We start from the raw sequence: 26,535 nt of genomic DNA, 5'->3' as shown, positions 1-26,535 counted from the left end.
CTGTCAGCGCCAGACGTCGAGCGGCACCGACACGCTGTCGGCGTCGGAGGCGACCAGCGCCATGCCTTCCTCGATGGTGACGTGCAGCGTCATCGCGCGCTGCGCGAACCCGGCCAATGCCTGGACCGACGCCGGGCTGACCGATAGCACGCTCAGGTTAGGCGCCCGGGCCACATTGGCCTGAACCCCCTGCCACCAGACCTGGCTGGCATGCCCGCCGTAGCAAAACACCACCACCTGTTCCGATTTGCCGCTGGCCTGCAACAGGCGCCGCTCGTCGGGATGCCCCAGTTCTATCCAGTTCAGGATCGAACCGGTCAGGTCCTTCTGCCAGAGCGAAGGCTCGTCGGTGGTGCTCAAGCCCCGGGTAAACGCCAGGCCTTCATCGGCATACAGCGCGAACGCCAGCACCCGGAGCATCATCCGTTCGTCGGTTTCCGACGGGTGGCGCGCCAGGGTCAGTACATGGCTGCCGTAGTAGCCGCGGTCCATATCGGCCACGTGCAGGTCCAGCTTGAATATCGTGGCACGCAAAGCCATGGTTCAACACGCCATGAAATGAAACTACAGTGCGTCGATGCCGGACTCGCCGGTACGAATACGGACAGCCTGTTCGACAGCGGTGACAAAAATCTTGCCGTCGCCAATCTTGCCGGTAAAAGCCGCCTTGATGATGGCGTCGATGGCGACATCGACCATCGCCGCCGGCAGGACCACGTCGATGCGGATCTTGGGCAGAAAATCGACGACGTATTCCGCGCCCCGGTACAGTTCGGTGTGGCCTTTCTGGCGTCCAAAACCCTTGACTTCGGTGACCGTCAGGCCATTGACGCCAATATCAGCCAGCGCCTCGCGCACCTCGTCCAGCTTGAACGGCTTGATGATTGCCGCGACTTGTTTCATTGAATGGCTCCAGGATAAAGAAAAATTATCGCATGATGATCAGGATGGCGCACAGGACGGCAGTCAGCGCCCGGCATCGTGACCCTGCCAGCCGGCGGCCTCGGCGCGGCTGCCTTCCCAGGCCCGGCCAAAATCAGCGCCCGACGGCGCCTGATACAGGCGCAGCGAGAGCTCGGGCAGGATAGCCAGCAAATGATCGAAGATATTGCCCTGGATACGCTCGTACTCGACCCAGGCCGTATTGTTGGCAAAGCAATAGACCTCGACGGGAATGCCCTGCGAGTCCGGCTCCATCATCCGGACGATCATCAGCATGTCCTGATGCAGCTCGCGCTGCGTGCGCAGATAAGCCAATGCGTAAGCCCTGAAAGTGCCCAGGTTGGTCAGGCGCCGCCGATTGCTTTCCAGGCCGGCCAGTTCGCCCAGGGCGCGGTTGCTGGTTTCCAGCTCCTGCTGCTTGCCGTCAAGGTAGTCCTTCAGCAGGGCGAACCGGCTCAAGGCCGTGATTTCTTCTTCCCGCAGGAAACGGACACTGCTGGCGTCGATGCGCAGCGTACGCTTGATGCGCCGTCCGCCCGACTCGAACATATAGCGCCAGTTCCGGTAGCTTTCAGAAAACAGCTTGTACGTGGGCACGGTGGTGACGGTCTTGTCCCAGTTCTGCACCTTGACGGTATGCAGGGCGATGTCAATGACGAAACCATCGGCGCCCGCCTGCGGCATTTCTATCCAGTCGCCAATGCGCAGCATATCGTTGGACGTCATCTGCGTGCTGGCCACCAGCGACAGCAGGGTGTCCTTGAAGACCAACAGCAACACGGCCGACAGCGCACCCAGCCCGGACAGCATCAGCAAGGGCGAACGGTTGACCAGGATGGAAATGATCAAGATCAGGCACACCGCCCAGACAACGATCTTGCCCAGTTCCAGATAGCCTTTGATCGAACGGGTCTGCGCGCGGGTGCTGGCGTTATAGACGTCCTGCCATGCCGACAGCGCGCCGTTTCCGGCCATGAACAGGAAAACAATGCCGGCCGACAGGAAGATGCGGGCCAGGATGCCGATGTATTGGTCGTCGATGGGCAGCAAGCCGATATTGGCCATGATGACCAGCAAAGGCACGGCATAGCTGACGTTGCGGAAAACCCGCCGGCGCGACAGCGCCACCGACCAGTCGTCGCGCCCGACCGCAGTCAGCGTGCGCCGGGTGATGGTGGCCAGGACCCGCGAGGTAACCCACCCGGCCACGACAACCAGGAAGGCCAGCACCAGCAAGCCCAGCAATACCTGCGCCCACAGGGCATCCGGCATATTCTGGCTTAACCAATTGTCGCCCAGCCAGTGGGCCAGCAAACTCTGTTCTTGCATTGCGTCGGATTGACCCTGTAAGTTCGGCAGCCCTTAATCATAACGTAGTGACAACCTCCCTTATAATCATGCCACTATGCCAAAAAACACTTCATCCGACCTGCAAAACCAGTTTGCAAACAAGGCCCAGGCCTGGTCCGCCCGCTTTTCCGAACCCGTTTCAGACCTGGTCAAGCGCTATACCGCCTCGGTCGACTTCGACCAGCGCATGGCCGCCTTCGATATCCAGGGTTCGCTGGCGCACGCCGACATGCTGGCCTCGATCAACCTCATCAGCGCCGGCGACCTGGCCGACATCCAGCGCGGCATGAAGCAGATTCTGGACGAAATCGGGCAAGGCCGCTTCAATTGGTCGCTGGACCTTGAAGACGTGCACCTGAACATCGAAAAACGCCTGGTCGAACTGATCGGCGACGCAGGCAAGCGCCTGCACACCGGGCGCTCGCGCAACGACCAGGTCGCCACCGACATCCGCCTGTGGCTGCGCCACGAAATCGACATCGCCCTTGACCTGCTGCGCCAACTGCGCCGCAAACTGGCCGAGCTGGCCCTGCAGCATACCGGCACCATACTGCCCGGGTTTACCCATCTTCAGGTCGCCCAGCCGGTCACCTTCGGCCACCATCTGCTGGCCTACGCCGAAATGTTCGGACGCGACGCCGAACGCCTGGCCGATTGCCGCAAGCGCGTCAACCGCCTGCCCCTGGGCGCGGCCGCACTGGCCGGCACCTCGTATCCCATCGACCGCGAACGCGTGGCCAAGACGCTGGAATTCGACAGCGTCTGCCGCAACTCGCTGGACGCCGTATCCGACCGCGACTTCGCCATTGAGTTTTGCGCCGCCGCCGCCCTGATCATGACGCATATCTCGCGCCTGTCCGAAGAACTGGTCTTGTGGATGAGCCCGCGCGTGGGCTTCATCGACCTGGCCGACCGCTTCTGCACCGGCAGCTCTATCATGCCGCAGAAAAAAAACCCTGACGTTCCCGAACTGGCGCGCGGCAAGACGGGGCGCGTGAACGGCCACCTGATCGCCCTGCTGACGCTCATGAAAGGCCAGCCGCTGGCCTACAACAAGGACAACCAGGAAGACAAAGAAGGCCTGTTCGATTCCGCCGACACCATCCGCGACACCCTGACCATTTTCGTGGACATGATAGGCGGCATCAAGGTCAAGGCCGACGCCATGCGTTCGGCCGCCCTGCAGGGCTTTGCCACCGCCACCGACCTGGCCGATTACCTGGTCAAGAAAGGCGTCCCGTTCCGCGATGCCCACGAAACCGTGGCCCATGCCGTACGCGCCTGCGAAGATCGCGGCTGCGACCTGGCGGACCTGTCGCTGGCCGAGCTGCAGGGCTTCCATGCATTGATCGAACAGGACATCTTCGACGTTCTTACGCTCGAAGGCTCGGTGGCTGCCCGCAAGCACATCGGCGGCACCGCGCCCGAGCGCGTCAAGCTGGAAGCCGAACGCATCCTGGCCGACACCGGCCTGTAGTCCCCGCCCCGGCGTCTGCGCGTGCAGGCGCCGCCGAGCGGCGGGTCCTGGGGGGCGCGCTGTCAGGCAGCCCGGGGCGCGTCGAACACCGCAATCGATTCCACATGCCCGGTGTGCGGGAACATGTTCACAACCCCCGCGCTTTGCAGGACATAGCCGCCTTCATGCACCAGAATGCCCGCGTCGCGCGCCAGCGTGGCCGGGCTACAGGACACATACACAATGCGCTGCGGCCGTTCCGCGGGCGCCAGCGCCGCCAACGCCCGCGCCACCGCCTCGGCCCCTTCTCGCGGCGGATCGATCAGCATGCGGTCGAACACACCCAGATCGCGCAGCCACTGGACGTCCACGTCGAACAGATTCAGGGTCGAGAACGCGGTTTTCGATTCCAGCCCGTGCTGGCGCGCCGCCTCAAGCGCACGCTCGGTCAGCGCCGCGCTGCCTTCGATGCCCACCACCTTGGCCGCCACCGTTGCCAGCGGCAAAGTGAAATTGCCCAAGCCGCAGAACAGGTCGGCCACACGGTCGCCGGGCTGGATGGCCAGCAGGGTTAAGGCCTTTGAAATCAGGGTACGGTTGATGGCGTGGTTGATCTGGGTGAAGTCCGTGGGCCGGTAAGGCATGCGCAAACCGAACTCGGGCAAGGCGTAGGCCAGTTTGCCGTCATCGTCCTTGTCCAGCAAATGAACGGTTTCGGGGCCTTTGGGCTGCAGCCACCACGTCACATTGCGGCGTTCGCCGAATTCACGCAGCAAAGCAATGTCGGCCTGCGTCAGCGCTTCCATATGGCGCAGCAGCAGCGCGGTGGTCTGGTCGCCCACGGCGACTTCGATTTGGGGAATGCGGTCTGGCTGGGCCAGTGCGCCAACCAGTTCGCGCAGCGGCGCCAGCAAGGCCGAAACATGCGGCGGCAGCACCAGGCAGCTTTTCATGTCGGCCACATAGCTGCCGCGCCGCTCGCGAAAGCCGACCAGCACGCCGCCCTTCTTCCTGACCAACCGCACCGACAGGCGGGCACGGTAGCGATACCCGAAGGCCGGCCCGTGCAGCGGCGGCAGCACCCTGCCCGGCTGCACCTTGCCGATATGCCCCAGCGCGTCTTCCAGCACGCGCTGCTTCACGGCCACCTGGGCGGCGGGATCAAGGTGCTGCATGGCACAGCCGCCACAGACGCCGAAATACGGACAGGGCGGCTGTACGCGCTGCGAAGACGGCTTGAGGATGCGTTCGACCCGGGCGGTATCGAACGAGGGCTTGCGCCGGGCGATGCCGGCCAGCACCCTTTCGCCCGGCAAGGCCCCTTCCACAAAAACGACCTTGCCGTCGCGGCGGGCCACCCCGCGCGCCTCAAGGTCGAGCGATTCAATCTCTAAAACTTCTGACGTCATTATCCGGATACCCAAAGCGTTAAAGATGGCCTGGACACATTCCATGCAAGCGCGTGCCGCGTCGAAACATGCTCAGGCCATCCTCAGGCCCGAATTTTGACATTCTCCGGCCGCCAAGTCGAGCCGGCCGGAGATGGGCTTGCCCGGCAGCCTAGGACGATGCTTTTTCAGGCTGGGGTTGTGTCCGGTGCTGTTTGCGCTGTTCGGCGTGCTTCGCGAACTTTTCGGCCCGTTCGTTCAAATGCGCCGCCACCTTCTGCCGCTGGGTGTCATCCAGGGCGTCCCAGACGGCCAGCCATTTTTCGTCCACCTTGCGCCGTTCGGCCAGAGCGCTTTGCTGCGCCGCGTCCCGCTGCTTCAACGCAGCCTGCGGATCGATCTTGCCACCCTTGATCTGCTCCAGCCTGGCGCTGCGCGCCGACTTCATGGCGTCGCGCCGTTCGGCACGCCCTGCTTTCTGTTCGGCCTTGGCCGCATCCACCAATTTGATCTGGCTATCGTTCAATGCCAGCGCATCGACGGTTTCCTTGTTCAGCGGGCCGTAACCCGGCACCCACATGGCGGCGCGATGCTGGCCATATTGCCCGCGCTTGTGATGGCGCTGGCCTTTCTTGTGAACGTGTTGCGCCGGCTCCGATGCCGTGGCGGCGGTCTCTTGAGCAACGCCCGCCGACGCGCCCGGCGCCGTGCCGGTTGCGGCATAGGCGCCGCCGCATAGCGCCAGCGCAGCAGTCAGGGAAGCAAGCTTGGCCGTAAAGGCGAATTTCGAGGTTTGCATGAAGATTCCTTTAATCCATTCAGTAGGAGGCCTCATTGTGCAAGCGTATCGGTTTCTGCCCTGTTTCAGCAAAAGCGAGAGTCTTTCAGATGATTTCAAGCACGATGGCTCGGGGCAAGCCCGTTGCAGGCCTGCCGATCAGGCGGCATCCCAGCTTGCCATGTATTCCTTCCAATGCGCGGCATCGCTGGCCTGCAGCGTGTCGCGCACCAGTTGCACTTCGGCATCGTAGGCGACGCGATCCAGCTCGCCTTTCAGGAAACGGAAGCGGCAATACACCAGCCAGGTATTGACGACGTCGGTTTCGCAATAGGCGCGGACCTCGTCGGCCTGCCCGCTGGACCAGGCCTTCCATACCTGGCTGCCGTCCATGCCCAGCTTGCCGGGAAAGCCGCAGAGCTTGGCCAGGTCGTCAAGGGGCGCATTGGCGCGGCCATTGTATTTCGCCAGTAGATCCATCAGGTCGATATGCCGATTGTGATAACGGCTGATGTAGTTGTTGTATTTGAAATCGCGGTCGTCTTCGCCCGTATCCCAATAACGGGGCGCCTGGACGCCGTGGATCAAGCTGCGGTAATGCAGCACCGGCAAATCGAAGCCGGAGCCGTTCCAACTGACCAACCGGGGGGTGTAGTGTTCTATTGTCTTGAAGAAACCCGACAGCAGCGCGGCCTCGGGATCGTCGGCATTGCCCAGCGTCTTGACGCGAAAGCCGTTGTCATCCCGGAAGACGCAGCCGACCACCGCCACTTTGTGAAGATGCAAAGGCAGGAAGTCGGTGCCGTGCGATGCCTGCCTGGCCTCGAGGGCGGCCTCGATGACCTGGGTATCGGTCATTTCGGCTCCCCACTGGGGATTCAGGCGGCGCAGGCCTTGGGCGTCGGGGATCGTCTCAAGATCGAAGACCAGGGTGGGTATCATCGCGCCGGCAGATACGACATGGGGTTGACCGGCGTGCCGCGGCGGCGGACCTCGAAGTGCAGGCGCGGGGACGTGGTGTCGCTCTGCCCGATGGCGGCGATTTTCTCGCCCTTCTTGATTTCCTGGCCGGTTTTGACCAGCAGCGTCTGGTTATGCGCATAAGCGGTGATGAAGCCGTTGCTGTGGCCCAGCAGGATCAGGTTGCCCAGGCCGCGCACGCCGTTGCCGGCATACATGACCTTGCCATCCGCGGCGGCATGCACGGGCTCGCCCACCGTTCCGGCAATATCGATACCCTTGGTATTGGCATTGAAGCTCTGGATGATCTTGCCCGATGCCGGCCAGCCCCAGTCGATCAGCGAGGCATCGCTGGCGCGCACGGTGCTGGTGGGCTCGGCGGGCGCCACCGGCGTCACGGGGAGGGGCGTCGCCGCTCCCGCAGGGGGCGCCGCCGGCGCGGGGCCGGTGCTGTCAAGGCGCAGGACTTGTCCGATCCGCAATTGGCCCGGATCGGTGATGTTGTTGAGCCGGGCCAGTTCTTTCATATCCATCTGGTTGGCCTGGGCGATTTTGTATAGCGTGTCGCCCCCCTTGACCACATAGGTGCCGCCTGTGGCGGGCGCCACCACGCCGCCCGACATGTCGGTGACGGGGGCCTGCGTTTTCCTGGACGCGCATCCTGCCAGAACGACCGTTACGGCAACGGCGGCGAGCAACAAATAGCGAGATGAGCGTTGAGGGTGTTCGTGTGTCAGAGTAGCGGTAGACTGAAACGTCCCTGCGTGCATGTGGCTCTCCTGTGCTTAAAGCTGTGTGCCCGACCGAAGCGGAACGAAGCGGACCGATTCGAGCTCTTCGCGATGCCAGGTCGTGGCACCCGTGCGCTCTATAAGAATCAGGCGTTGCGCTGTCGTCCCCTCGGGGGCGATTAAACGGCCCCCAATCGCCAGCTGTTCCAGCAACGCTTGGGGAATTCTAATACCGGCGGCGGCAATGATGATCCCATCAAAAGGCGCCACACCGGGCAATCCTGCCATGCCATCGCCAAAAGTCAGGCGGACACGGGCAATAAGCTTCAGTGCCCGAAGCCGATCGCGGGCCAGATCGTACAGGCCGCGTATGCGTTCGATAGCATGAACCTCTTTAATAAACTGCGCCAGCACCGCTGCCTGATAGCCGCAGCCGGCCCCCACTTCCAGCACTTTAACCGGAACTCGATTTTCGCACATGGCGGAGATCATGCGCGCAACGACCCAAGGCTGCGAGATGGTCTGGCTGTGCCCAATGGGCAGCGCGGCGTTTTCGTAGGCGCGGCTGGCCAGCCCTTCGTCGACAAACAGATGTCGTGGCACGGCCATCATGGCATCCAGCACGCGTTCGTCTTGTATGCCCTGATTGCGCAGGCGGGCAATCATCATGCCACGCGAACGCTCGGAGTTCAAACCCAAGTTAACACTTGTTGATGTATTCCGGCTGGCGGCCGGCACATTCGAGACCGCTTTCCCCTGGGAAAAGATACGGGTGTTGCTGTTGGCCGCCGACACGCCGCCGCCGAAACTGGACCGCCCAAAGCGATTCGTGGTGCCGCTGGCAAAAGGGAAAGGAACTACGGGTTTGCGCATAGCGGCACCGCCCAATCCCTGACCTGATCCAGTTGCTCGTAATGCGTCAGGTCAAAACGCAAAGGCGTCAAGGACACGGCATTTTGCTCGATCGCGCCGAAATCCGTATCGGCCGCCGAATCGGACACCCTGCCGACCGGCCCTATCCAGTAGACCGGCTCGCCATAAGGCGTATTGGTCTTGACCACGGGTTCCGATGGATGCCGCTTGCCCAACCGCGTGACACGGATTTCCTGTATGTCGGCCAATGGCATGGCCGGGATGTTGACGTTCAGCAGCGTATAGCCGGGCAGCGGATGCCGGGTGTGCTGCTCGGCAATCCTGCGGGCGATCCTGGCCGCGCTGTCCAGGTGTTCCCACCCCTTCTTGACCAGCGAGAACGCAATGGCGGGAATACCGAAAAGATAGCCCTCGGTCGCCGCCGCGACGGTGCCGGAATACAAGGTATCCTCGCCCATATTGGCGCCATTGTTGATGCCTGACACCACCAGGTCGGGACGGAAATCCAGCAGGCCGGTCAACGCAATGTGTACGCAATCGGATGGCGTGCCATTGACATAATAGAAACCATTATTGGCCTGGCGCACCGATAGCGGCCGGTTCAGGGTCAATGAATTCGATGCCCCGCTGCAGTTCGTTTCGGGGGCCACGACGGTCAGATCGCCCAGCCCTTTCAGGGACTGCACCAACGCGTCCAGCCCCGGGGCCGTGTAGCCGTCATCGTTGGATACCAGTATGCGCATTGCCTTCCATAAGTTTCAACTGAACGTAGCGAATTGTACCCGCTCGTTTTGGTGTTTTGGGCGACAGTGGGTAGAATCGCCGCAGAACCTACCGGAGTCCAAGAACTATGTCAGTCATCCCCACTATCGTCATTGCGTTTGGCATGATGCTCGCATCATACCTGCTCGGGTCGGTTCCATTTGCGGTGGTCGTCAGCCGCGCCATGGGCCTGGCCGACCCCCGGACTTTCGGCTCGAAGAACCCGGGCGCCACCAACGTGTTGCGTACCGGCAACAAAACGGCGGCGGCCCTGACCCTGCTGGGCGACGCCGCCAAAGGCTGGCTTGCGGTCTTTGCCGCTGGCTACGTGGCCCAGCGGTTCGGCATTCCCTCTAGCGTCGTCGCGGGCTGTGCCGTTGCCGCCTTCCTGGGCCATGTATTTCCGGTTTTCCTGGGGTTCAAGGGCGGCAAGGGCGTCGCCACCGCCTTGGGGGTGATTACCGCGCTGAACCCCTGGCTGGCACTGGCCACCGCCGGCACTTGGCTGATCCTGGCCTACGTCACCCGCTACTCGTCGCTTTCATCCATACTCGCGGCCATTTTCGCGCCGCTGTACTACCTGCTGGGCGGCAATGTCGCCTGGCCGCTGAATAAATCATTCGCCCTGGCCATCGTCGTCATCAGCGTCGTACTGGTCTTCCGGCATCAAGCCAACATCAGTCGCCTGATGACCGGCAAAGAAAGCCGCATCGGCAGCAAAAAGAAATAAGCAAGATATAGGGCCGATTTCGTGCCCGCCCTGCTCCCCGCCCTGAATAGGGGCGCCTGCAGCGGCATCGCGCATGTTCCTGCTTATGTCATTGGCTATTCATACCGCTTCTGGCAATGACCTCCTTCCATTTTGCCAAATCGTTGATCACCCGCTCTTTAAGCTCATCAGGCGTGCTGGCCTGCACCTGGGCGCCCTGATCAACAAATTTCTGTTTCACGCCTGGATCCTTCAAGGCTGCGTTCAGCGACTGATTGAGTTTGGAGACGATGCCAGCGGGCGTGCCGGCGGGCGCGAACATCGCATACCATTGGTCAACCGATACATCAATGCCCTGCTCTTTCAGCGTAGGCAGATCGGGGAATACATCGCTGCGTTGCTCTCCCGCAACCGCCAAGGCGCGAACCGCCCCGCTTTTGATATGCGGCGCAGCACTGAACAAGCTGGGGAACATCACCTGTGTAATCCCCCCTATCGTGTCCATCATGGCAGGGTTCGATCCTTTGTAGGGGATATCTTGCATTTCAGCGCCCGTCGCCAACTTGAACAAAGCCCCGGCTGCATGGGGTGCGGTACCGCTGCCCGCCGAGGCGTAGTTCAGGTGAGCACCCTCTTTTTTCGATATTTTTATCAACTCATCCACCGTCCTGACGGGCAAGTCTTTATTGACCACCATCAGCGTGGACGAGGTGGCGACCATCCCCACCGGGGAAAAGTCCTTAACAGGGTCGTAGCTTAGCTTTTGCATCGAGGGGTTGATGGCGTGCGTGGCAATATAGCCAAAGAGCATCGTATAGCCATCAGGCTTCTCTCTGGCCACATAGCTCGATGCAATGGCCCCGTTCGCACCGGGCTTATTCTCTACGATGACGGTTTGCGCCAGGTTCTCACTCATCTTCTGGGCCAGAATGCGTGCCATCGCATCGTTGCCGCCGCCGGGCGCTGTGGGCACAACGATAGTTATTGTGCGAGTCGGGAACGCCATGTCGGCGGCCATGGACAGGCTTGAAATTGAACCTCCAAGCAACACGCCCATCAGTATTGGGTACTTCATCGTAAGTCTCCTCCGGAGTGTAAGCGTTAAAGGGATGGGACAACGGCGCAAACCGTCCCTTGCATAATCTTTCGCGCCGTCCGAACGACCCCTGCTTTGGACAGTTTCAAATGCCCGTTGTCATTCTGAAGCGCCAGGGCGACTTCGATGCGCCCCGAGGGATGCATGACGGAAATAGTGCCTGTGAGCGGCAGGTCGCCTTGGCTCAGCGCGTTGCTGACCGTCCCCGGAATCACGAAACTGCTTGCCACCGCAATCGCACCGGTGACCGCATGAGACTGATGGCAATGATGCGGCGTGAAGTAACGCGATTGAATGGCGTTCGGGCTGTCGCCTGCGCTGACGATCACTGGCTTGGGGACCACGCTGTTCGATACATCGCCTAAACCCATGCGCCGGCCCGCCTCTAAACGCAGATGTTCAATGCGGTTTTTCAGGGCGGTATGTGCATCCAGCTCGCGTGGACGTTCATTACCTTGTATGCCAAGGGATGATGCCGCCACGGCCATGACGGGTATGGCAACGTCAATACAACTGACTTGAGTGCCGTCAATCAGGTCAGTGCGTGAACCCGTGGGAAACATGGACCCCGTCAGGCCGCCCACGGTGTCAAGAAAGCTCAGGGCAATGGGAGCGCCCGAGCCGGGCACCCCGTCAATGCAGGTGTTGCCTGTGTAAAGCACATGCCCGGCAGGCGTTTGTACCGTCGCCTCGACCAGCGTGCCGGTATTGACGTTGAAAATGCGTATGACTGTTACGCCGTCATTGGCCGGGACCAGCCCTGATTCAATCGCAAAAGGCCCGACACCCGACAGCATATTCCCGCAGTTCGGTCTGGTATCGACCAGCGCCTTGTCAACCGACACTTGCACAAAAAGATAGTCGACGTCGCAGCCAGGGCGTGAAGAGCGCGAAACAATAGCCACCTTGCTGGTCAACGTCGTGCCGCCGCCCAGGCCGTTGATCTGAAGCTCGTGCGGCGACCCCATGACTGAAAGCAGGACGCTGTCGCGCAAGGCAATGTCCGCGGGCAAATCGTCGGCGCGAAAGTAAGGCCCTCGAGACGACCCTCCGCGCATCAAGATGCAAGGTATTTCTATTTCCATGACGCGATGATGGCGTCTGGTCAATAATAAGTGAATTGCAACTTTAGCAAGGCTTATTGCATGAAACGCATTAATTTTGATTTGCGGGAGCTTCAGGCATTTATTGCCGTGGCAGAGCGGCTTTCGTTTCGGGTCGCCGCAGAGGAGCTACATCTGTCTGCGCCGGCGCTAAGCAGGCGAATCGATAAGCTCGAGACCATGCTGGGCGTAAAGCTGCTTGAGCGCAGTACCCGTCACGTCGAATTGACCAACGTGGGCAGGGTGTTTCTTGAACATGCCAGAAGTGCCTTGGGTGAACTGGAGGGCGCCATGCTGGGTATTTCCGACTTGGCCGCCAAGCGCAGCGGCGTCGTGACCGTTGCCTGCGTGCCTTCGGTCGCGTACTACTTTCTACCCACGGTGATCGACACTTTTGCGCAACGCTATCCGCTCATTCGAGTGCGCATACTGGATGAAGGCGCCAACACCGTCCTGAACGACGTTGTTAACCGGCGCGCGGATTTTGGCATTAATTTTATTGGCACCCAAGAAATGGACCTGGAGTTCGAGCCGATTTTTTCCGAACGTTTTGTATTGGCCGTCCACGCCGGGCACAGACTGGCCAGGCGCCGCAAAGTCCGCTGGGAAGAGCTATGCGACGAGCGCTTTATTGCGGTGGGCAAATCTAGCGGAAACCGCGTTCTGCTGGATTCGGCGCTGGCCCAAAGTCCACGCAGGCCAACAAGCTTCTTCGAGGTTGCGCACGTTTCATCCTTGCTGGGGTTGGTCGAAGCGCGTCTGGGTGTCGCGGCCGTGCCGCAATTGGCCCTGCCACCCCACAATCATTCAACGCTCAAAGGGATTCCGCTGGTATGCCCAGAGGTATCAAGAACCTTGGGCTTGCTGCGCAAGAAGCACAATCCGCTTCCGCACGCTGCCCAGATACTCTATGACCTGATCAAGGAAGAAGCGGATCGCCGGTAGCCAGAAGGCAATCTTCGCGGCAGACCTCCTGCAGGTCCCAGCGCGGTTTGACCGTGAATGCATGGCTGGCGCCGGCAAGGTCTGCCAGCCCGGCCTGGATGCGCAGGGCGCCCGCATAGGCGATCATGGCGCCGTTGTCGGTGCAGAGCTCCAAGGGCGGAAAGAAAACTTCGCCCTTGAGCTTGCCCATGGCCTGAACCAGTTGGGCACGCAGATGCCGGTTGGCCCCTACCCCGCCGGCCACCACCAAGCGCTTGAGCCCGGTCTGCTTCATGGCCTTGATGGATTTGGCGGCCAGCACATCGACAATGGCGGCCTCGGTCGAGGCGGCCAGGTCGGCCCGCTGCCGCGCCGTCATAGCGCCGGATTCCTTTTCAATCTGCTTCAACCGCGTCAGCACGGCCGTTTTCAGGCCGCTGAAGCTGAAATCCAGGTCTGGGCTGTGCAGCATCGGCCGGGGCAGATCGAATGCCCTGGCATCGCCTTCCTGCGCTAGGCGGGACAGCGCGGGGCCGCCGGGATACCCCAGCCCCATGAGTTTTGCGGTTTTGTCGAAGGCTTCCCCCGCCGCGTCGTCCAGCGTTTCGCCCAGCAGCGCGTAGGCGCCCACGCCGTCGACACGCATCAATTGGGTATGCCCGCCGGACACCAGCAGGGCCACAAAGGGGAATTGCGGCTTCGGATCGGCCAGCAGGGGCGACAGCAAATGCCCTTCCAGGTGATGGATAGGAATAGCCGGCAGGCCCCGGGCCCAGGCAAACGACTGCGCCACACTGGCGCCGACCAGCAAGGCCCCGGCCAGGCCGGGCCCCGCGGTATAGGCGACCGCGTCGATGTCCGCCACCGTCAGGCCTGCCTGGCCGAGCACCTGTTCCGTCAGCGGCAGAATGCGCCGGATGTGATCGCGCGAAGCCAGCTCGGGCACCACGCCGCCGTACTCCTGGTGCATCGCGATCTGGCTGTGCAGGGCGTGCGCCAGCAATCCCTTTTCAGTGCAGACCACTGCGACGCCCGTTTCGTCGCACGAGCTTTCAAAACCGATAATAATCATAGGCGCTAGTGTACAACCGAAGGCAAAACGGACTTAGAATTCAGGCTGCCTAAAAATAAATACTCCTCACCTGGAAAACCCATGCTTGAACGATTCTTTCAGTTGCGCGAACACGGCACCTCGGTACGTACCGAGATCCTGGCCGGCGTAACCACTTTCCTGACCATGTCCTACATTATTTTCGTGAATCCGGAAATTCTGTCCAGCACGGGCATGGACAAAAGCGCTGTGTTCGTCGCCACTTGCCTGGCCGCCGCGATCGGGACCCTGATCATGGCCTTCGTGGCCAACTGGCCCATCGGCATGGCCCCCGGCATGGGGCTGAACGCCTTTTTCGCCTTTACCGTCGTCGGCAGCCTGGGCTATAGCTGGCAACAAGCGCTGGGCGCGGTGTTTATTTCAGGCGTTATTTTTGTGTTGATCACGGTGACGGGTGTGCGTTCGTGGCTGATTTCGGGCATACCCAAATCCCTGCGCTCAGCCATTGCCGCCGGGATAGGCCTGTTCCTGGCCATTATCGCGCTGGGCAACGCCGGCATCGTGGTGGCCCACCCCGCCACCAAAGTGGCCCTGGGTGACCTGACCGCCGCGCCGGCCCTGCTTGCCCTGCTGGGCTTTTTCGTCATTGCCGCGCTGGATGCCTTGAAAGTGCGCGGCGCCATCCTGATCGGCATACTGGTCGTGACCGTGCTGTCGATGCTCACCGGCCACAGCGCCTTCCATGGCGTTTTCTCCGCGCCGCCCAGCCTGGCCCCCACCTTCTTTCAACTGGACATCATGGGCGCGCTGCATACCGGCTTTGTCCACGTTATTCTGGTGCTGGTCCTGGTCGAGGTGTTCGACGCCACGGGCACGATGATAGGCGTGGCCACCCGGGCCAACCTGATCCAGCCCGGCAAGCCGAACCGGCTGGGCCGCGCCCTGCTGGCCGACAGTTCCGCCATTGTGGCGGGCTCTTTCCTGGGCACCAGCAGCACAACCGCCTATGTCGAAAGCGCTTCGGGCGTCCAGGCGGGCGGGCGCACCGGCCTGACCGCGCTGACCATTGCCGTGCTGTTCCTGCTGTCCTTGTTCCTGGCGCCGCTGGCGGGCTCCGTGCCCGCCTACGCCACGGCGCCCGCCCTGCTTTACGTGGCTGGGCTGATGCTGCGCGAAATCACCCAGATCGACTGGGAAGACATCACCGAGGCGACGCCGGCCGCCCTGACCGCCATCGTCATGCCGTTCACTTACTCCATTGCCAATGGCCTGGCCTTCGGCTTCATCAGCTACGTGGTGCTCAAGACCGTGACGGGCAAGTTCCGCGATGTCCATATGGCCACCCTGCTGGTCGCCGCGCTGTTCGTCATCAAATATGCTTTCTTTCCGGATTAAGACGCCGCATGGCCCGCTGTCCCGGGACAGCGGGCCATGATCGCATCAAGCCGATAAAGGCGGTACACTGAACCTTCACCTACCATTCAAGAACAAGCGGCTGTCAAGGCCGCTTTTTATTTTCAGGGGTTCTTATGAGCACCATCGATTTGAACAAAGATACCTTTCAGACGGCCATCCAGGAAAGCAAGCCGCTGATTGTGGACTTTTGGGCGCCTTGGTGCGGGCCATGCCGCAGTTTCGCGCCGGTTTTCGAAGAGGCATCCACCAAGCACGACGATGTCGTGTTCGCCAAGGTGAACACGGAAGAAGAGCAGGAACTGGCCGCCGGCCTGAACATACGCTCGATTCCCACACTGATGGTGTTCCGCGAACAGGTCCTGCTGTTTTCCCAGGCGGGCGCGCTCTCGCCCGCCCAGTTGCAGGAACTGATCACCCAGGTCAAAGAGGTGGACATGGAAAAGGTCCACGCCGAAATCGCGGCCCAGCAAAACGGCGGCGGCACGCAAGACAGCTAGGCCGCCCCGCGCATCTTGAAAGCGCCGCGGGACGCTGCCGTGCCGGGATAGGCGGTTCAGGGCAGGCGGCCGTCGACCGGGCGCCACTGCCCTTGCCCGCGGGTCAAATTGCCTAATTGCTCTGCCAGGGCTTGTTCATTGACACGCGGCAGGGCCAATCGCCACCTGACGCCTTGGCCGTCGAACGACTCGTCGCAGATGCGGGCGCCGAAGGCGGCAAAACGCGACTGCACGATGGCCATGTCGGCAAAGCTGCACGCGCAGTCCACCCACACCTCGTCGACCAGTTCCGCTTTATCGGCCAGGCGCAGGCACTGGGCCGCCACGCCGCCGTATGCGCGGATCAGCCCGCCCGGCCCCAGCTTGATCCCGCCGAACCAGCGTATGACCAGGACAGCGACGCGGTCGCATTGCTGCCCGTCTATGGCCTGAAGAATGGGCCGGCCGGCCGTGCCGCCCGGCTCGCCGTCGTCGTTGAAACGGTATTCGTCCTGGATGCGGTAGGCCCAGCAATTGTGCGTGGCGTCCGCGACGCTATGCTCGGCAAAGAAGGCCAGGGCTTGCGCAGGCTCGTCCACCCTGCCCGCCATGGCGATAAACCGGCTTTTCTTGATGTCTTCCTGATAGGTGGCAAGACCCGTCAGCGTACTTGTGGACATGAGGCTCGCAAAGCGCGGTCAGGCTTCGATCCCGCGCGAGGCCAGGTAGTCATCGTAATTGCCGTGGTAATCCACGACCTCGCCGCCCGGCATGATTTCCAGTATGCGCGTGGCCAGGCCCGAGACGAACTCGCGGTCGTGCGACACAAAGATCAGCGTCCCCGCGTACAGCTCCAGCGCAAACTGCAGCGACTCGATGGACTCCATGTCAAGGTGGTTGGTGGGTTCGTCAAGCAGCATGACATTATGGCGGCCCAGCATCAGGCGCCCGAAGCTCATGCGGTTTTTTTCGCCGCCCGACAAGACCCGCACTTCTTTGCTGATGTCGTCGCCCGAAAAAAGCAGGCGCCCCAGCACCGACCGCATGGACTGGTCATCGTCGCCGGGTTGGCGGTAATCGCCCAGCCAGTCGAACAGGTTCTTGTCGGACTGGAACTGGTCGGAAACGTCTTGGGCCATATAGCCCAGATCGGCGCTGTCGGACCACTTGATGCTGCCGGCATCAGGCGCCAGGTCGCCGGCCAGCATGCGCAGCAAGGTGGTCTTGCCCACGCCGTTGGCGCCGATGATGGCCACTTTCTGGCCCGCTTCTATCATGGCGGAAAACGGCTTGATCACGGGCTGGTCGTACGACTTGCCGATGGACTCGACCGTCACCGCCAGGCGGTGCAGCACTTTGTTCTGCTCGAAGCGGATGTACGGATTCTGGCGCGACGAGGGCTTGACTTCGACGGCCCCGGCCTTGATCCGGTCAATCTGCTTGAGCCTCGAGGTTGCCTGGCGCGCCTTGGATTTGTTGGCCGCAAAGCGGCGCACAAAGTCCTGCAGTTCAGCGACACGCTCTTTGGCCTTGGCGTTGGCGGCGCTCTGCCGCTCGCGTGCCTGGGTGGACGCCAGCATGTAGTCGTCGTAATTGCCCGGATAGATGCGCAGCTCGCGGTAGTCCAGGTCGGCCATGTGCGTGCATACCTGATTCAGGAAGTGGCGGTCGTGGCTGATGATGATCATGGTGCTTTGATAGCTGTTGATCACATCTTCCAGCCACCGGATCGTGTTGATGTCCAGGTTGTTGGTGGGTTCGTCCAGCAACAGCACGTCGGGATTCGAAAACAGGGCCTGCGCCAGCAGCACCCGCAGCTTCCAGCCCGGGGCGATTTCGCGCATGGGCTGGTTGTGCTGCTCCACCGGGATTTCAAGGCCCAGCAACAGCTCGCCGGCGCGTGCTTCGGCCGTATAGCCGTCGTACTCGGCGAACTTGGCTTCCAGGTTCGCGGCGTGCATATAGTCGTCTTCGGTGGCATCGGGATTGGCGTAGATGGCATCGCGTTCGGCCATGACCTGCCACATTTCCTGGTGCCCCATCATGACCACGTCCAGCACCCGGGTGTCTTCGTAGGCAAACTGGTCCTGGCGCAGCTTGCCCAGCCGCACGCCCGGGTCCAGCGATACATTGCCGCCGCTGGGCTCGAGGTCGCCACCTATGATTTTCATGAAGGTGGATTTGCCCGAGCCATTGGCCCCGATCAACCCATAACGGTTGCCTTCGCCAAATTTGACGCTGACGTTCTCGAACAGGGGTTTGGGGCCAAACTGAATAGTAAGATTTGCGGTGGAGATCACTGGGTGGAATTCACGTAAGAAGAGGAAAACAACCCATTAGTTTAACAAGCCGCCGTTAAAAATGCTCTTCAAGCACCAGATGCGCCATGCCCGGCTCTGTGGCGATACCTACCTTTTTCCCTATGGGCAAGGTGGCTTTCACCTTGACATGCCCGTAAGGCAGGCCGGTGATGACCGGCACCTTGACAGTTGCCCGCAACCAGGCCACGGTCGACGGCAAATCGTAGCCCCGGTCGTTGGCGCCCAGCCGGTACTCGGTGAAGCGGCCCAGAACAATGGCCTTCTGCCGCGCCAGTATCCCGGCATGCCAAAGCTGCGTCAGCATGCGCTCGATGCGGTACGGATGCTCGCCGACATCTTCCAGGAACAGGATGCCGCCCTTGATCTTGGGCATATAGGGCGTGCCGATCAGCGAAACAAGCATGGCCAGGCTGCCGCCCCACAATACCCCCCGCGCATCGACCGGATCGGCGTCTTGCGTTTCAAAGCTCAGGATCTCGAGCTCGTTGCGCATGCTTTCCACGAACAGCGCCGCGGTCAGGTCATCGAGCGTCTTGGCGCCGAAATCGAACAAAGCGGTGGGGCCGGTAAAACTGCTGGCCCCCGTCTTGGCCAGCAGCGCCAGGTTGAACGCCGTGAAGTCGCTCAGGCCCACGAAGCTTTTGCCGCTTTCGGCTACCGCGTTCCAGTCGATAAAAGGCAGCAAACGGCCCAGCCCATAGCCGCCGCGCGTGGCCATGACGATGGGGTGTTTTTGCTTGAGCGACCGGGCAATGCCCGCCAGCCGCTGCTTGTCGGTGCCGGCAAAGCGTTCGTGGACGGCCAGCGCGCTGCGGTCGACGGTTGTCTTGAAACCCAGTTCGCCCAGACGCTGGCGCGCCAGATCGAGCACCGCCGGGTCCGGTACGGCCCCCGAGGGTGAAATCAGATAAATGCCGCCTGGCGTTTTGTGCTGATGTCCGTGATGGGCATGATGGTCGTGATGATGATCATGGTCGTGATCGTGTGTAGGCGCCGGCTGCGTCATGGTTGGGCTTGTTTCCAGGAAAAGAAAGAATCGGTAGATATATTAATACTTACGCGGATCTGCCGCGCCGTTCGCGGAAAAACTGCCGCAGCAGGTCGCCGCATTCGCTTGCGAGCACGCCTCCTGTCACCTGGGTCTGGTGATTCAGTTGCGCAATGGCATGCACATCGAGCACACTGCCGCAGGCGCCCGTCTTGGGGTCCGCGGCCCCGTACACCACCCTATCCAGCCGCGCATGCAGCATGGCCCCGATGCACATGACGCAGGGCTCCAGGGTGACGAACAGACGGGCGCCCGGCAGGCGGTAATTGCGCATGCTGGCGGCCGCCTGGCGCAAGGCGACGATTTCGGCGTGGCTGGTGGGATCATGGTCGCCTATCGTGCGATTGAAGCCCGTCCCGATCACCTGGCCATCGGCGTCCAGCACGACCGCGCCCACCGGCACCTCGCCGGCGGCATAGGCCAGCTCGGCCTGCTGCAAGGCCAGGCGCATGGCAGCCTCGTCGCCGGCCACGGCCAGCGCCGTCCCCGGCGCGCCGCCCGCCGCTGCTTCCGCCTCAGCCACGGTAGATCCGGTTGTTCAAGGTGATGCGCCCAGCCAGGCTTTCCACGGCCTCTTCCAGCCACTGGTACAGCTCGGCCTCGTCGTCGTAGCGCGCCTGATTCAGGTTCGATACACGCCCTTCCTGGATAAACCCCCAGGCCCGGCTGCGCTTGTCGCGGTGGCGGGGGTCCCATACGCCGAACGCCACGCCGCCCGAACGGCGAATCAGGGAAAAACACGGAATATCGGTGTAGCCATCGCCCACGAAAATCATCTGCTCGAAAGGCACGCGCAATTTATCTTGCGCGATCTTCTTGTTGACTTCAAAGGGCTTGTTGCGCGACGAGGCGCCGATAATGCCTTTCTGGATATGGAACAGATAGCGGGTCTTGTCGGTAAAACTGACGACCCGCTTGGGAAAGTGGATGGCGTCGGCAGCGTCGTAGATGAACTCCGAGGCCCAGATATCGGTGAATTCATGCGCAATGGACGTATGCCGTACGACATCCCCAATGCCGCTGGAAATCAGATAGAACTCCAGTTGCACCTGTGGATGCTTTTCCTTGACAAGCGCCCGAAGGCGGCTGAACAAGGTTTCCACGCCGGCATGCAGGGGCAGGCGCGCGCCCCAGGCCTCCAGGCTTGCGCGGGTGATGGGCGGGCATGCCCCCGATTTGGACAGCTCTATCATCTGGTACAGATAAGCGGGCACCGGGTCCCAGTCCTGCTCAAACAGCAAGGGGCCTACCCTGCCGTTCCAGAACGCTTCGACGTCAACGCCGATATCGGCCAGGAACCCCGACGTGCTATCGGGGGCCAGCGTATCGTCGAAATCGAAAATCAAAGCGATGACATCAGACATGGAAGACTCTCGTGTAGCGGGGGCCGAAATGAAGTGACAATAGATCAAGCGAACGGAAGGCAAGATCCCGTAAACATCCGCAGTTTAACGCGATCGTGCACAGGCCCCTGGCCGATCACGCCTCGCAGCGCCCAGGCGGCAGGCGCGCAAACCGCCTGTCCTGCTAGGCAGCCAGGCGCTTCAGGCGGCGCAATACCCCGGGCAGCGCATTGGGCAAGTCTTCCGAGACCAGGCCCGGCCCGACACGGCGGGCGGCTTCGCCATGCAGCCAGACCCCCGCCGCGGCGGCCTCGAAGGCATCCATGCCCTGGGCCATCAGCCCTGCGATAAAGCCCGCCAGGACATCGCCCGTGCCGCCGGTCGCCAAATCCGGCGGCGCATTCGTGTTGACGACGGCCCGCCCGTCCGGCGCGGCGATCACCGTATCGGACCCCTTCAACACCACGACGGCCCCGCTGGCGGCCGCCGCCTGGCGCGCCCGGTCCAGCTTATGCCCGCTGACGGAAAACAAGCGGTTGAACTCCCCTTCGTGCGGCGTCAAGACGCAGGGACCGCCGATGGCTGCAAACAATGCCGTCGGGTCGGCGCTGAACACGCTGATCGCATCGGCATCCAGGACCACCGCCCGATGGCTGGCCAAGGCTTGCAAGGCATGCATGCGGGTCAGGTCCGACACACCGGCTCCCGGGCCCACCACCACGACATTCTTGCGGCCATCGGACAACATATCGTCCAGCGCGCCCGACTCGCGCATGGGCAGCACCATCACGCTGGTCAGGGCGCTGGCATAGATGGGCCAGACGGACGCCGGCGCGGCGATCGTGACCAGCCCCGCGCCGATTCTTGCGCAGGCCAACGCAGCCAGCCTGGCTGCCCCGGTCATGATGCGTCCGCCCACAATCAGGGCATGGCCGCGCTGGTACTTGTGCCCATCCAGCCTGGGCCAGGGATAATGCGGCGACCATAAGGCCGGTCCGTTTTCGAAGACGGTGGCGTGCACGGCATCCAACACCGAATCCGGAATACCGATGTCGGCCAGCAGTACCTCGCCGCACAGATGCTTGCCGGGCATCAGCACATGGCCCGGTTTTTTGCGAAAAAAGGTAATCGTGACCTGGGCAGGCGCCGCCAGCCCCAGCACTTGCCCGCTGTTGCCGTCCAGGCCGCTGGGCACATCGACGGCGCACACCGGCAAGCGGCGTTCCAATAGTGCGGACACCGTGGCCGCCGCGGCGCCATCGAGCGGACGCGACAGGCCGGCGCCGAACAGCGCATCGATGACGACCCCGGCGCCATCGAGCAAGGCAGGCGATAGCGGCGCAATGTCGTCGCCCCACCGCTTGGCGTGATAGGCCGCGTCGCCCGTGAGCAAGGCCTTGCCGCCCAGCAGCCCCAGGCGTACCGGCCAGCCCGCATCGCGCAGATGGCGCGCCGCCACGAACCCGTCCCCGCCGTTATTGCCCGGCCCGCACAGCACGGCAACCGGCCGCCGGCTCCAACGCGCCGCCACGGCATTGGCCACCGCCGCGCCGGCCGCTTCCATCAGGGCCGCGCCGCTGACCCCCGCCTGGATCGCTGCCTGGTCGGCACGCCCCATTTGCGCGGGAGTCAACAAGGCCAGGCTCTGTGCATGAGCATTCATGAATAATGGCATCCAACTGATGTGAGATTGTTATCGATCGCTGAAAAGCGTTTTCAGGCCCCTAAATTCCCTGAAAGCACTATCCGAAAGCATTTACCATTATGCTATTGTGCCGCAGTGCAGCCGGAATATGTTCATGCCTTCCATTATCAACGTATCGAATCTGGATAAAACCTACGCCTCGGGTTTCCAAGCGCTCAAGGGCGTCAACCTGGACATCCGGCGCGGCGAGATTTTCGCGCTGCTGGGGCCCAATGGGGCCGGAAAAACGACGCTCATCAGCATTATTTGCGGCTTGACCAGCCCAAGCGCCGGCACGGTCAGCGCCGATGGCTACGACATCGTCAAGGATTACCGCGCGGCACGCTCCAAAATCGGCCTGGTGCCGCAGGAACTGACCACCGACGCCTTCGAAACCGTGTGGGCGACGGTCAGCTTCAGCCGCGGCTTGTTTGGAAAGCCGGCCGATCCCGCGCACATTGAAAAAATCCTGCGCCAGCTGTCTTTATGGAGCAAGAAAGACAACCCGCTCATCACGCTTTCAGGCGGCATGAAGCGGCGTGTGCTGATCGCCAAGGCGCTGTCGCATGAGCCGCAGATCCTTTTTCTGGACGAGCCCACCGCCGGGGTGGACGTGTCGCTGCGCAAAGAAATGTGGGAAGTCGTGCGTTCCCTGCGCAACACCGGCGTCACCGTGATCCTGACCACCCACTACATCGAAGAGGCCGAAGAGATGGCCGACCGGGTCGGGGTCATCAACAACGGCGAAATCGTGCTGATCGAGGAAAAAAACGAACTCATGCGCAAGCTGGGCAAGAAGCAATTGACCCTGCAACTGCACGAGCCCATGCAGGCCATCCCCCCGGGGCTGGCCGCTTATCAGTTGGCGCTGTCCGACGACGGCTGCGAAATCGTCTATACCTACGACACGCAACGCTACAACAACGATATGGCCACCCTGTTCAACGACCTGAGCCTTGCCGGCATCCGCTTCAAGGACTTGCAGACCAAACAAAGCTCGCTAGAGGAAATCTTCGTGAAGCTGGTACGGAGCACGCCATGAACCTACACGCCATTCGCGCCATCTATGCCTTCGAAATGGCCAGGACGTGGCGGACACTGATGCAAAGCATTATTGCCCCCGTCATCTCGACCTCGCTGTACTTTGTGGTGTTTGGCGCCGCCATCGGCAACCGGATCACCGAGATCGACGGCATCAGCTACGGCGCGTTCATCGTGCCGGGCCTGGTCATGCTGTCGCTGCTGACGCAAAGCATATCGAATGCCTCTTTCGGCATTTATTTTCCGAAGTTCACCGGCACCATCTACGAGCTGCTGTCCGCCCCGGTGTCCTATCTGGAAATAACATTCAGCTATGTCGGCGCCGCCGCGACCAAGTCGATTATTCTTGCGGCCATCATCCTGATCACGGCCCGCTTCTTCGTGCCATTGCGAATTGACCACCCGATCTGGATGCTGGTATTCCTGGTGCTGACCTCGGTCACCTTCAGCCTCTTCGGTTTCATCATCGGGATCTGGGCCGACGGCTTCGAAAAATTGCAGATCGTGCCGCTGCTGATCGTGACGCCGCTGACCTTTCTGGGCGGAAGCTTTTATTCCATCAATATGCTTCCCCCCTTCTGGCAAACCGTGACCTTGTTCAATCCCGTGGTTTACCTGGTCAGCGGCTTCCGCTGGAGCTTCTACGGCATCGCCGACGTGAATGTGTACGTCAGCCTGGGCATGACCGTGCTGTTCCTGGCCCTATGCCTGGCCGTGGTCTGGTGGATATTCAGGACGGGATATCGGCTGCGGCCCTGAACCCGGACGGCCACGGAGTATCAGTCGCGGAAATTGTCGAACTGCAGGGGCAGTTCGATGTCGGACTTGCGCAGCAAAGCCATGGCGGACTGAAGATCATCGCGCTTCTTGCCGCTGATGCGCAGCTTTTCGCCATTGATCTGGGCCTCTACCTTGAGCTTGGCGGTCTTGAGCTCGGCAATCAATTTTTTTGAAATGGCCTGCTCGATGCCTTGCTTGATCGTGACCTTGCGGCGCGCGCCGCCCAGATTTTCCAGCGGCTCGCCCACGTCCATGCAGCGCACATCGATATTGCGCGCCGACAGGCGCCCGCGCAGAATGTCCAGCATCTGGTTCAACTGGAATACGCTGGGCGCGGACTGCGTCACGACAAAACCGTCCAGTTCGAACTTGGCGTCGGCGCCCTTGAAATCGAAACGCGTGGACAGCTCGCGATTGGCCTGGTCGACCGCGTTGCTCAGCTCGTGCTTATCGACTTCGGAGACCACATCAAAAGAAGGCATACATCAATCCTTTAAAACATGCTGCCCAGAGTTTAACCCTGGACGGCTGAAGAGACATTCAAAAGAGCCCGCCGGCCGGCGCGCGCCGCGGACTCGGAACAAGCCCGGCAAACGGCCTAGCCTGCCGCCACGGCGTCGAGCGCCTCGGCCTGCTTGCGCAACTCGAACTTCTGGATTTTGCCGGTGGACGTCTTGGGCAGTTCGCAGAACACCACTTGGCGCGGCACTTTGAAGCTTGCCATATGTTTTTTGCAGTGCTCGATGATGGACTCGGCGCTGGCCTGCGCGCCCTCTTTGAGTTCAATGAACGCGCACGGCGTTTCGCCCCAGCGCGTGTCCGACCGCGCCACGACGGCCGCCGCCAGCACATCGGGATGGCGATACAGGACATCTTCCACTTCGATGGATGAGATGTTTTCACCGCCCGAGATAATGATGTCTTTGCTGCGATCCTTGATCTTGACGTAGCCGTCCGGGTCCATGACGGCCAGGTCGCCGCTGTGAAACCAGCCGCCCGCCAAGGCTTCCTGCGTCGCCTTGGGATTTTTAAGATAGCCCTTCATGGTGATATTGCCGCGGAACATGATCTCGCCCATGGTTTCGCCGTCGGCCGGCACCGGCTGCATGGTTTGCGGGTCCATGACCGCAATGCCGCGCTCAAGGTGGTAGGTGACGCCCTGGCGCGCATTTAGGCGCGCCCGCTCGCCGATATCCAGGTCGTCCCAAGCGGCGTGCTTGGCGCACACGGTGGCCGGGCCGTAGGTTTCGGTCAGGCCGTAGACATGCAGCAGGTCGAACCCCATGCGTTCCATGCCTTCTATCATGGAAGCGGGCGGCGCGGCGCCCGCCACCATCGCCTTGACGCCTTGCGGCACCCCTTGCTTGAGTTTGTCGGGCGCATTGACCAGCATGCTGTGCACAATCGGGGCGCCGCAATAGTGATCGACGCCATGTTCGCGGATGGCGTCGAAAATCGCCTGCGCCTCGATACGGCGCAGGCACACGTTGACGCCGGCGCGCGCCGCAACCGCCCACGGAAAACACCAGCCGTTGCAGTGGAACATGGGCAAGGTCCACAGATAGACCGCATGCTTGGGCATGTCCCATTCCAGAATGTTGGAGATGGCCGCGGTGGCGGCGCCGCGATGGTGATACACCACGCCTTTGGGGTTGCCGGTGGTGCCGCTGGTGTAGTTCAGCGCAATGGCATCCCATTCGCTTTCGGGCAGGCTCCAGTCAAAATCGGCATCGCCGCCCGCCACGAAGTCCTCGTAGTTGGCGTCGCCCAGGGGCTGATTGGCGCCCGCATACAGGCTGTCGACCACATCGATGACCTTGATGGGCGCGGTCGAGGTGCGCAAGGCCAGCGCCTTGCCCATGATGGGCGCAAATTCGGAATCGACGATCACCACCTTGGCTTCGCCGTGATCGAGCATGAAGGCCACCATGCTGGGGTCAAGCCGCGTATTGATGGCGTTAAGCACCGCGCCCGCCATGGGCACGCCGAAATGGGCTTCGACCATGGGCGGCGTATTGGGCAGCATGACCGCCACCGTGTCCCCCTTGCCGATGCCCGCCCGCGTCAGCGCGCTGGCCAACTGCCGGCAGCGGCCATAAAGCTCGGACCAGGTGCGCCGCAGCGCCTGCGGCCCGGTCCCGTGCACCACGGCCAGGCGCTGCGGGTAGGTCAAGGCGGAGCGCTCGATAAAAGAAAGCGGCGAGATGGCTGCGTAGTTCGCGGGTGTTTGCGGCAGATCCTGGTCGAATATGCGGGTCATGCGGGTCTCCTGTCGATGATTTTTTATGCTTGCTGCCGGCGCG

Annotated in this window: 27 protein-coding genes; 7 read left to right on the top strand and 20 right to left on the bottom strand. The window is 61.8% G+C overall.

Going from position 1 to position 26,535, the window contains the following annotated elements; genetic code table 11:
• Positions 1-3 precede the first annotated feature (3 nt).
• The 3 genes from RE432_RS13485 to RE432_RS13475 all read right to left on the bottom strand — a co-directional run bounded on the left by RE432_RS13485 (position 4) and on the right by RE432_RS13475 (position 2,271).
• On the bottom strand, positions 4-540 hold the full coding sequence (locus RE432_RS13485; RefSeq protein WP_310933922.1) for a YaeQ family protein: 537 nt from the start codon (positions 538-540) through the stop codon (positions 4-6).
• Positions 541-564: 24 nt separating this feature from the next.
• Positions 565-903: a P-II family nitrogen regulator gene (locus RE432_RS13480; RefSeq protein ID WP_310933921.1), complete on the bottom strand. Its 339-nt coding sequence runs from the start codon at positions 901-903 to the stop codon at positions 565-567.
• Positions 904-966: 63 nt separating this feature from the next.
• The gene (locus RE432_RS13475) at positions 967-2,271 is read right to left on the bottom strand and encodes a mechanosensitive ion channel family protein (RefSeq protein ID WP_310933920.1); all 1,305 of its coding nucleotides are present in this window, start codon (positions 2,269-2,271) and stop codon (positions 967-969) included.
• A 76-nt stretch (positions 2,272-2,347) separates the two neighbouring features.
• Here RE432_RS13475 and argH point away from each other — a divergent pair, with 76 nt between their 5' ends.
• Positions 2,348-3,769: an argininosuccinate lyase gene (argH, locus tag RE432_RS13470; protein WP_310933919.1), complete on the top strand. Its 1,422-nt coding sequence runs from the start codon at positions 2,348-2,350 to the stop codon at positions 3,767-3,769.
• Between the two features lie 62 nt (positions 3,770-3,831).
• On the opposite strand, the gene rlmD is transcribed toward argH, so the two are convergent.
• The 6 genes from rlmD to surE form a co-directional block, all read right to left on the bottom strand.
• Positions 3,832-5,157 (bottom strand): 23S rRNA (uracil(1939)-C(5))-methyltransferase RlmD, encoded by a 1,326-nt coding sequence (gene rlmD / locus RE432_RS13465; RefSeq protein ID WP_310933918.1) that lies wholly within the window; start codon positions 5,155-5,157, stop codon positions 3,832-3,834.
• Positions 5,158-5,308: 151 nt separating this feature from the next.
• Positions 5,309-5,935 (bottom strand): hypothetical protein, encoded by a 627-nt coding sequence (locus RE432_RS13460; RefSeq protein ID WP_310933917.1) that lies wholly within the window; start codon positions 5,933-5,935, stop codon positions 5,309-5,311.
• 138 nt (positions 5,936-6,073) lie between these two features.
• Positions 6,074-6,856 carry a 3'-5' exonuclease gene (locus tag RE432_RS13455; protein ID WP_310933916.1) on the bottom strand — a complete coding sequence of 261 codons (783 nt, stop codon included), beginning with the start codon at positions 6,854-6,856 and terminating at the stop codon, positions 6,074-6,076.
• Entirely contained in the window at positions 6,853-7,644 is a 792-nt protein-coding gene (locus RE432_RS13450) for a peptidoglycan DD-metalloendopeptidase family protein (RefSeq protein WP_310933915.1), read from the bottom strand. Before RE432_RS13450 ends, RE432_RS13455 begins: the two co-directional genes overlap by 4 nt.
• A gap of 15 nt (positions 7,645-7,659) precedes the next feature.
• Positions 7,660-8,478 carry a protein-L-isoaspartate(D-aspartate) O-methyltransferase gene (locus RE432_RS13445; protein ID WP_310933913.1) on the bottom strand — a complete coding sequence of 273 codons (819 nt, stop codon included), beginning with the start codon at positions 8,476-8,478 and terminating at the stop codon, positions 7,660-7,662.
• Positions 8,463-9,221 carry a 5'/3'-nucleotidase SurE gene (surE, locus tag RE432_RS13440; RefSeq protein WP_310933912.1) on the bottom strand — a complete coding sequence of 253 codons (759 nt, stop codon included), beginning with the start codon at positions 9,219-9,221 and terminating at the stop codon, positions 8,463-8,465. Before surE ends, RE432_RS13445 begins: the two co-directional genes overlap by 16 nt.
• A gap of 107 nt (positions 9,222-9,328) precedes the next feature.
• Between surE and plsY the strand changes: the two genes are divergently transcribed.
• Entirely contained in the window at positions 9,329-9,970 is a 642-nt protein-coding gene (gene plsY / locus RE432_RS13435; protein WP_310933911.1) for a glycerol-3-phosphate 1-O-acyltransferase PlsY, read from the top strand.
• 88 nt (positions 9,971-10,058) lie between these two features.
• On the opposite strand, the gene RE432_RS13430 is transcribed toward plsY, so the two are convergent.
• A complete protein-coding gene (locus RE432_RS13430) occupies positions 10,059-11,006 on the bottom strand; it encodes a tripartite tricarboxylate transporter substrate binding protein (RefSeq protein WP_310933910.1) in 948 nt (315 codons plus the stop codon).
• Between the two features lie 44 nt (positions 11,007-11,050).
• Entirely contained in the window at positions 11,051-12,130 is a 1,080-nt protein-coding gene (locus RE432_RS13425; RefSeq protein ID WP_310933909.1) for a 4-oxalomesaconate tautomerase, read from the bottom strand.
• Between the two features lie 60 nt (positions 12,131-12,190).
• Between RE432_RS13425 and RE432_RS13420 the strand changes: the two genes are divergently transcribed.
• The gene (locus RE432_RS13420) at positions 12,191-13,093 is read left to right on the top strand and encodes a LysR substrate-binding domain-containing protein (RefSeq protein WP_310933908.1); all 903 of its coding nucleotides are present in this window, start codon (positions 12,191-12,193) and stop codon (positions 13,091-13,093) included.
• Here RE432_RS13420 and tsaD read toward each other — a convergent pair.
• On the bottom strand, positions 13,068-14,144 hold the full coding sequence (tsaD, locus tag RE432_RS13415) for a tRNA (adenosine(37)-N6)-threonylcarbamoyltransferase complex transferase subunit TsaD (RefSeq protein ID WP_310933907.1): 1,077 nt from the start codon (positions 14,142-14,144) through the stop codon (positions 13,068-13,070). The two genes, RE432_RS13420 and tsaD, sit on opposite strands and share 26 nt — an antisense overlap.
• Before the next feature lie 81 nt (positions 14,145-14,225).
• Between tsaD and RE432_RS13410 the strand changes: the two genes are divergently transcribed.
• Positions 14,226-15,518: an NCS2 family permease gene (locus RE432_RS13410; RefSeq protein WP_310933906.1), complete on the top strand. Its 1,293-nt coding sequence runs from the start codon at positions 14,226-14,228 to the stop codon at positions 15,516-15,518.
• Between the two features lie 134 nt (positions 15,519-15,652).
• Positions 15,653-16,036: a thioredoxin gene (gene trxA, locus RE432_RS13405; RefSeq protein WP_310933905.1), complete on the top strand. Its 384-nt coding sequence runs from the start codon at positions 15,653-15,655 to the stop codon at positions 16,034-16,036.
• 56 nt (positions 16,037-16,092) lie between these two features.
• Here trxA and RE432_RS13400 read toward each other — a convergent pair whose 3' ends face one another.
• The 6 genes from RE432_RS13400 to RE432_RS13375 all read right to left on the bottom strand — a co-directional run bounded on the left by RE432_RS13400 (position 16,093) and on the right by RE432_RS13375 (position 22,390).
• Complete coding sequence (locus tag RE432_RS13400; protein WP_310933904.1) at positions 16,093-16,695, bottom strand: YigZ family protein; 603 nt, start codon at positions 16,693-16,695, stop codon at positions 16,093-16,095.
• An 18-nt stretch (positions 16,696-16,713) separates the two neighbouring features.
• The gene (locus RE432_RS13395; RefSeq protein ID WP_310933903.1) at positions 16,714-18,315 is read right to left on the bottom strand and encodes an ABC-F family ATPase; all 1,602 of its coding nucleotides are present in this window, start codon (positions 18,313-18,315) and stop codon (positions 16,714-16,716) included.
• A gap of 55 nt (positions 18,316-18,370) precedes the next feature.
• The gene (locus RE432_RS13390) at positions 18,371-19,342 is read right to left on the bottom strand and encodes an LD-carboxypeptidase (protein ID WP_310933902.1); all 972 of its coding nucleotides are present in this window, start codon (positions 19,340-19,342) and stop codon (positions 18,371-18,373) included.
• 49 nt (positions 19,343-19,391) lie between these two features.
• The gene (gene tadA / locus RE432_RS13385) at positions 19,392-19,862 is read right to left on the bottom strand and encodes a tRNA adenosine(34) deaminase TadA (RefSeq protein ID WP_310934232.1); all 471 of its coding nucleotides are present in this window, start codon (positions 19,860-19,862) and stop codon (positions 19,392-19,394) included.
• 37 nt (positions 19,863-19,899) lie between these two features.
• Positions 19,900-20,748 carry an HAD family hydrolase gene (locus RE432_RS13380; protein WP_310933901.1) on the bottom strand — a complete coding sequence of 283 codons (849 nt, stop codon included), beginning with the start codon at positions 20,746-20,748 and terminating at the stop codon, positions 19,900-19,902.
• 163 nt (positions 20,749-20,911) lie between these two features.
• Positions 20,912-22,390, bottom strand: a complete 1,479-nt coding sequence (locus tag RE432_RS13375) for an NAD(P)H-hydrate dehydratase (RefSeq protein WP_310933899.1) — start codon at positions 22,388-22,390, stop codon at positions 20,912-20,914.
• A 136-nt stretch (positions 22,391-22,526) separates the two neighbouring features.
• Here RE432_RS13375 and RE432_RS13370 point away from each other — a divergent pair, with 136 nt between their 5' ends.
• Both RE432_RS13370 and RE432_RS13365 read left to right on the top strand, forming a co-directional pair.
• On the top strand, positions 22,527-23,453 hold the full coding sequence (locus RE432_RS13370) for an ABC transporter ATP-binding protein (protein WP_310933898.1): 927 nt from the start codon (positions 22,527-22,529) through the stop codon (positions 23,451-23,453).
• On the top strand, positions 23,450-24,211 hold the full coding sequence (locus RE432_RS13365; RefSeq protein ID WP_310933897.1) for an ABC transporter permease: 762 nt from the start codon (positions 23,450-23,452) through the stop codon (positions 24,209-24,211). The genes RE432_RS13370 and RE432_RS13365 overlap by 4 nt, the downstream gene beginning before the upstream one ends.
• Before the next feature lie 20 nt (positions 24,212-24,231).
• On the opposite strand, the gene RE432_RS13360 is transcribed toward RE432_RS13365, so the two are convergent.
• Positions 24,232-24,714, bottom strand: a complete 483-nt coding sequence (locus RE432_RS13360) for a YajQ family cyclic di-GMP-binding protein (protein WP_310933895.1) — start codon at positions 24,712-24,714, stop codon at positions 24,232-24,234.
• A gap of 116 nt (positions 24,715-24,830) precedes the next feature.
• Positions 24,831-26,492, bottom strand: a complete 1,662-nt coding sequence (locus RE432_RS13355; protein WP_310933894.1) for an acyl-CoA synthetase — start codon at positions 26,490-26,492, stop codon at positions 24,831-24,833.
• Between the last annotated feature and the right edge of the window lie 43 nt (positions 26,493-26,535).

It is taken from the genome of Pusillimonas sp. SM2304, assembly GCF_031628915.1.
GTDB lineage: Bacteria > Pseudomonadota > Gammaproteobacteria > Burkholderiales > Burkholderiaceae_B > Pusillimonas_C.
The sequence above is the reverse complement of the archived record's forward strand: the minus strand, read 5'-3'. Positions and strand labels throughout refer to the sequence as shown.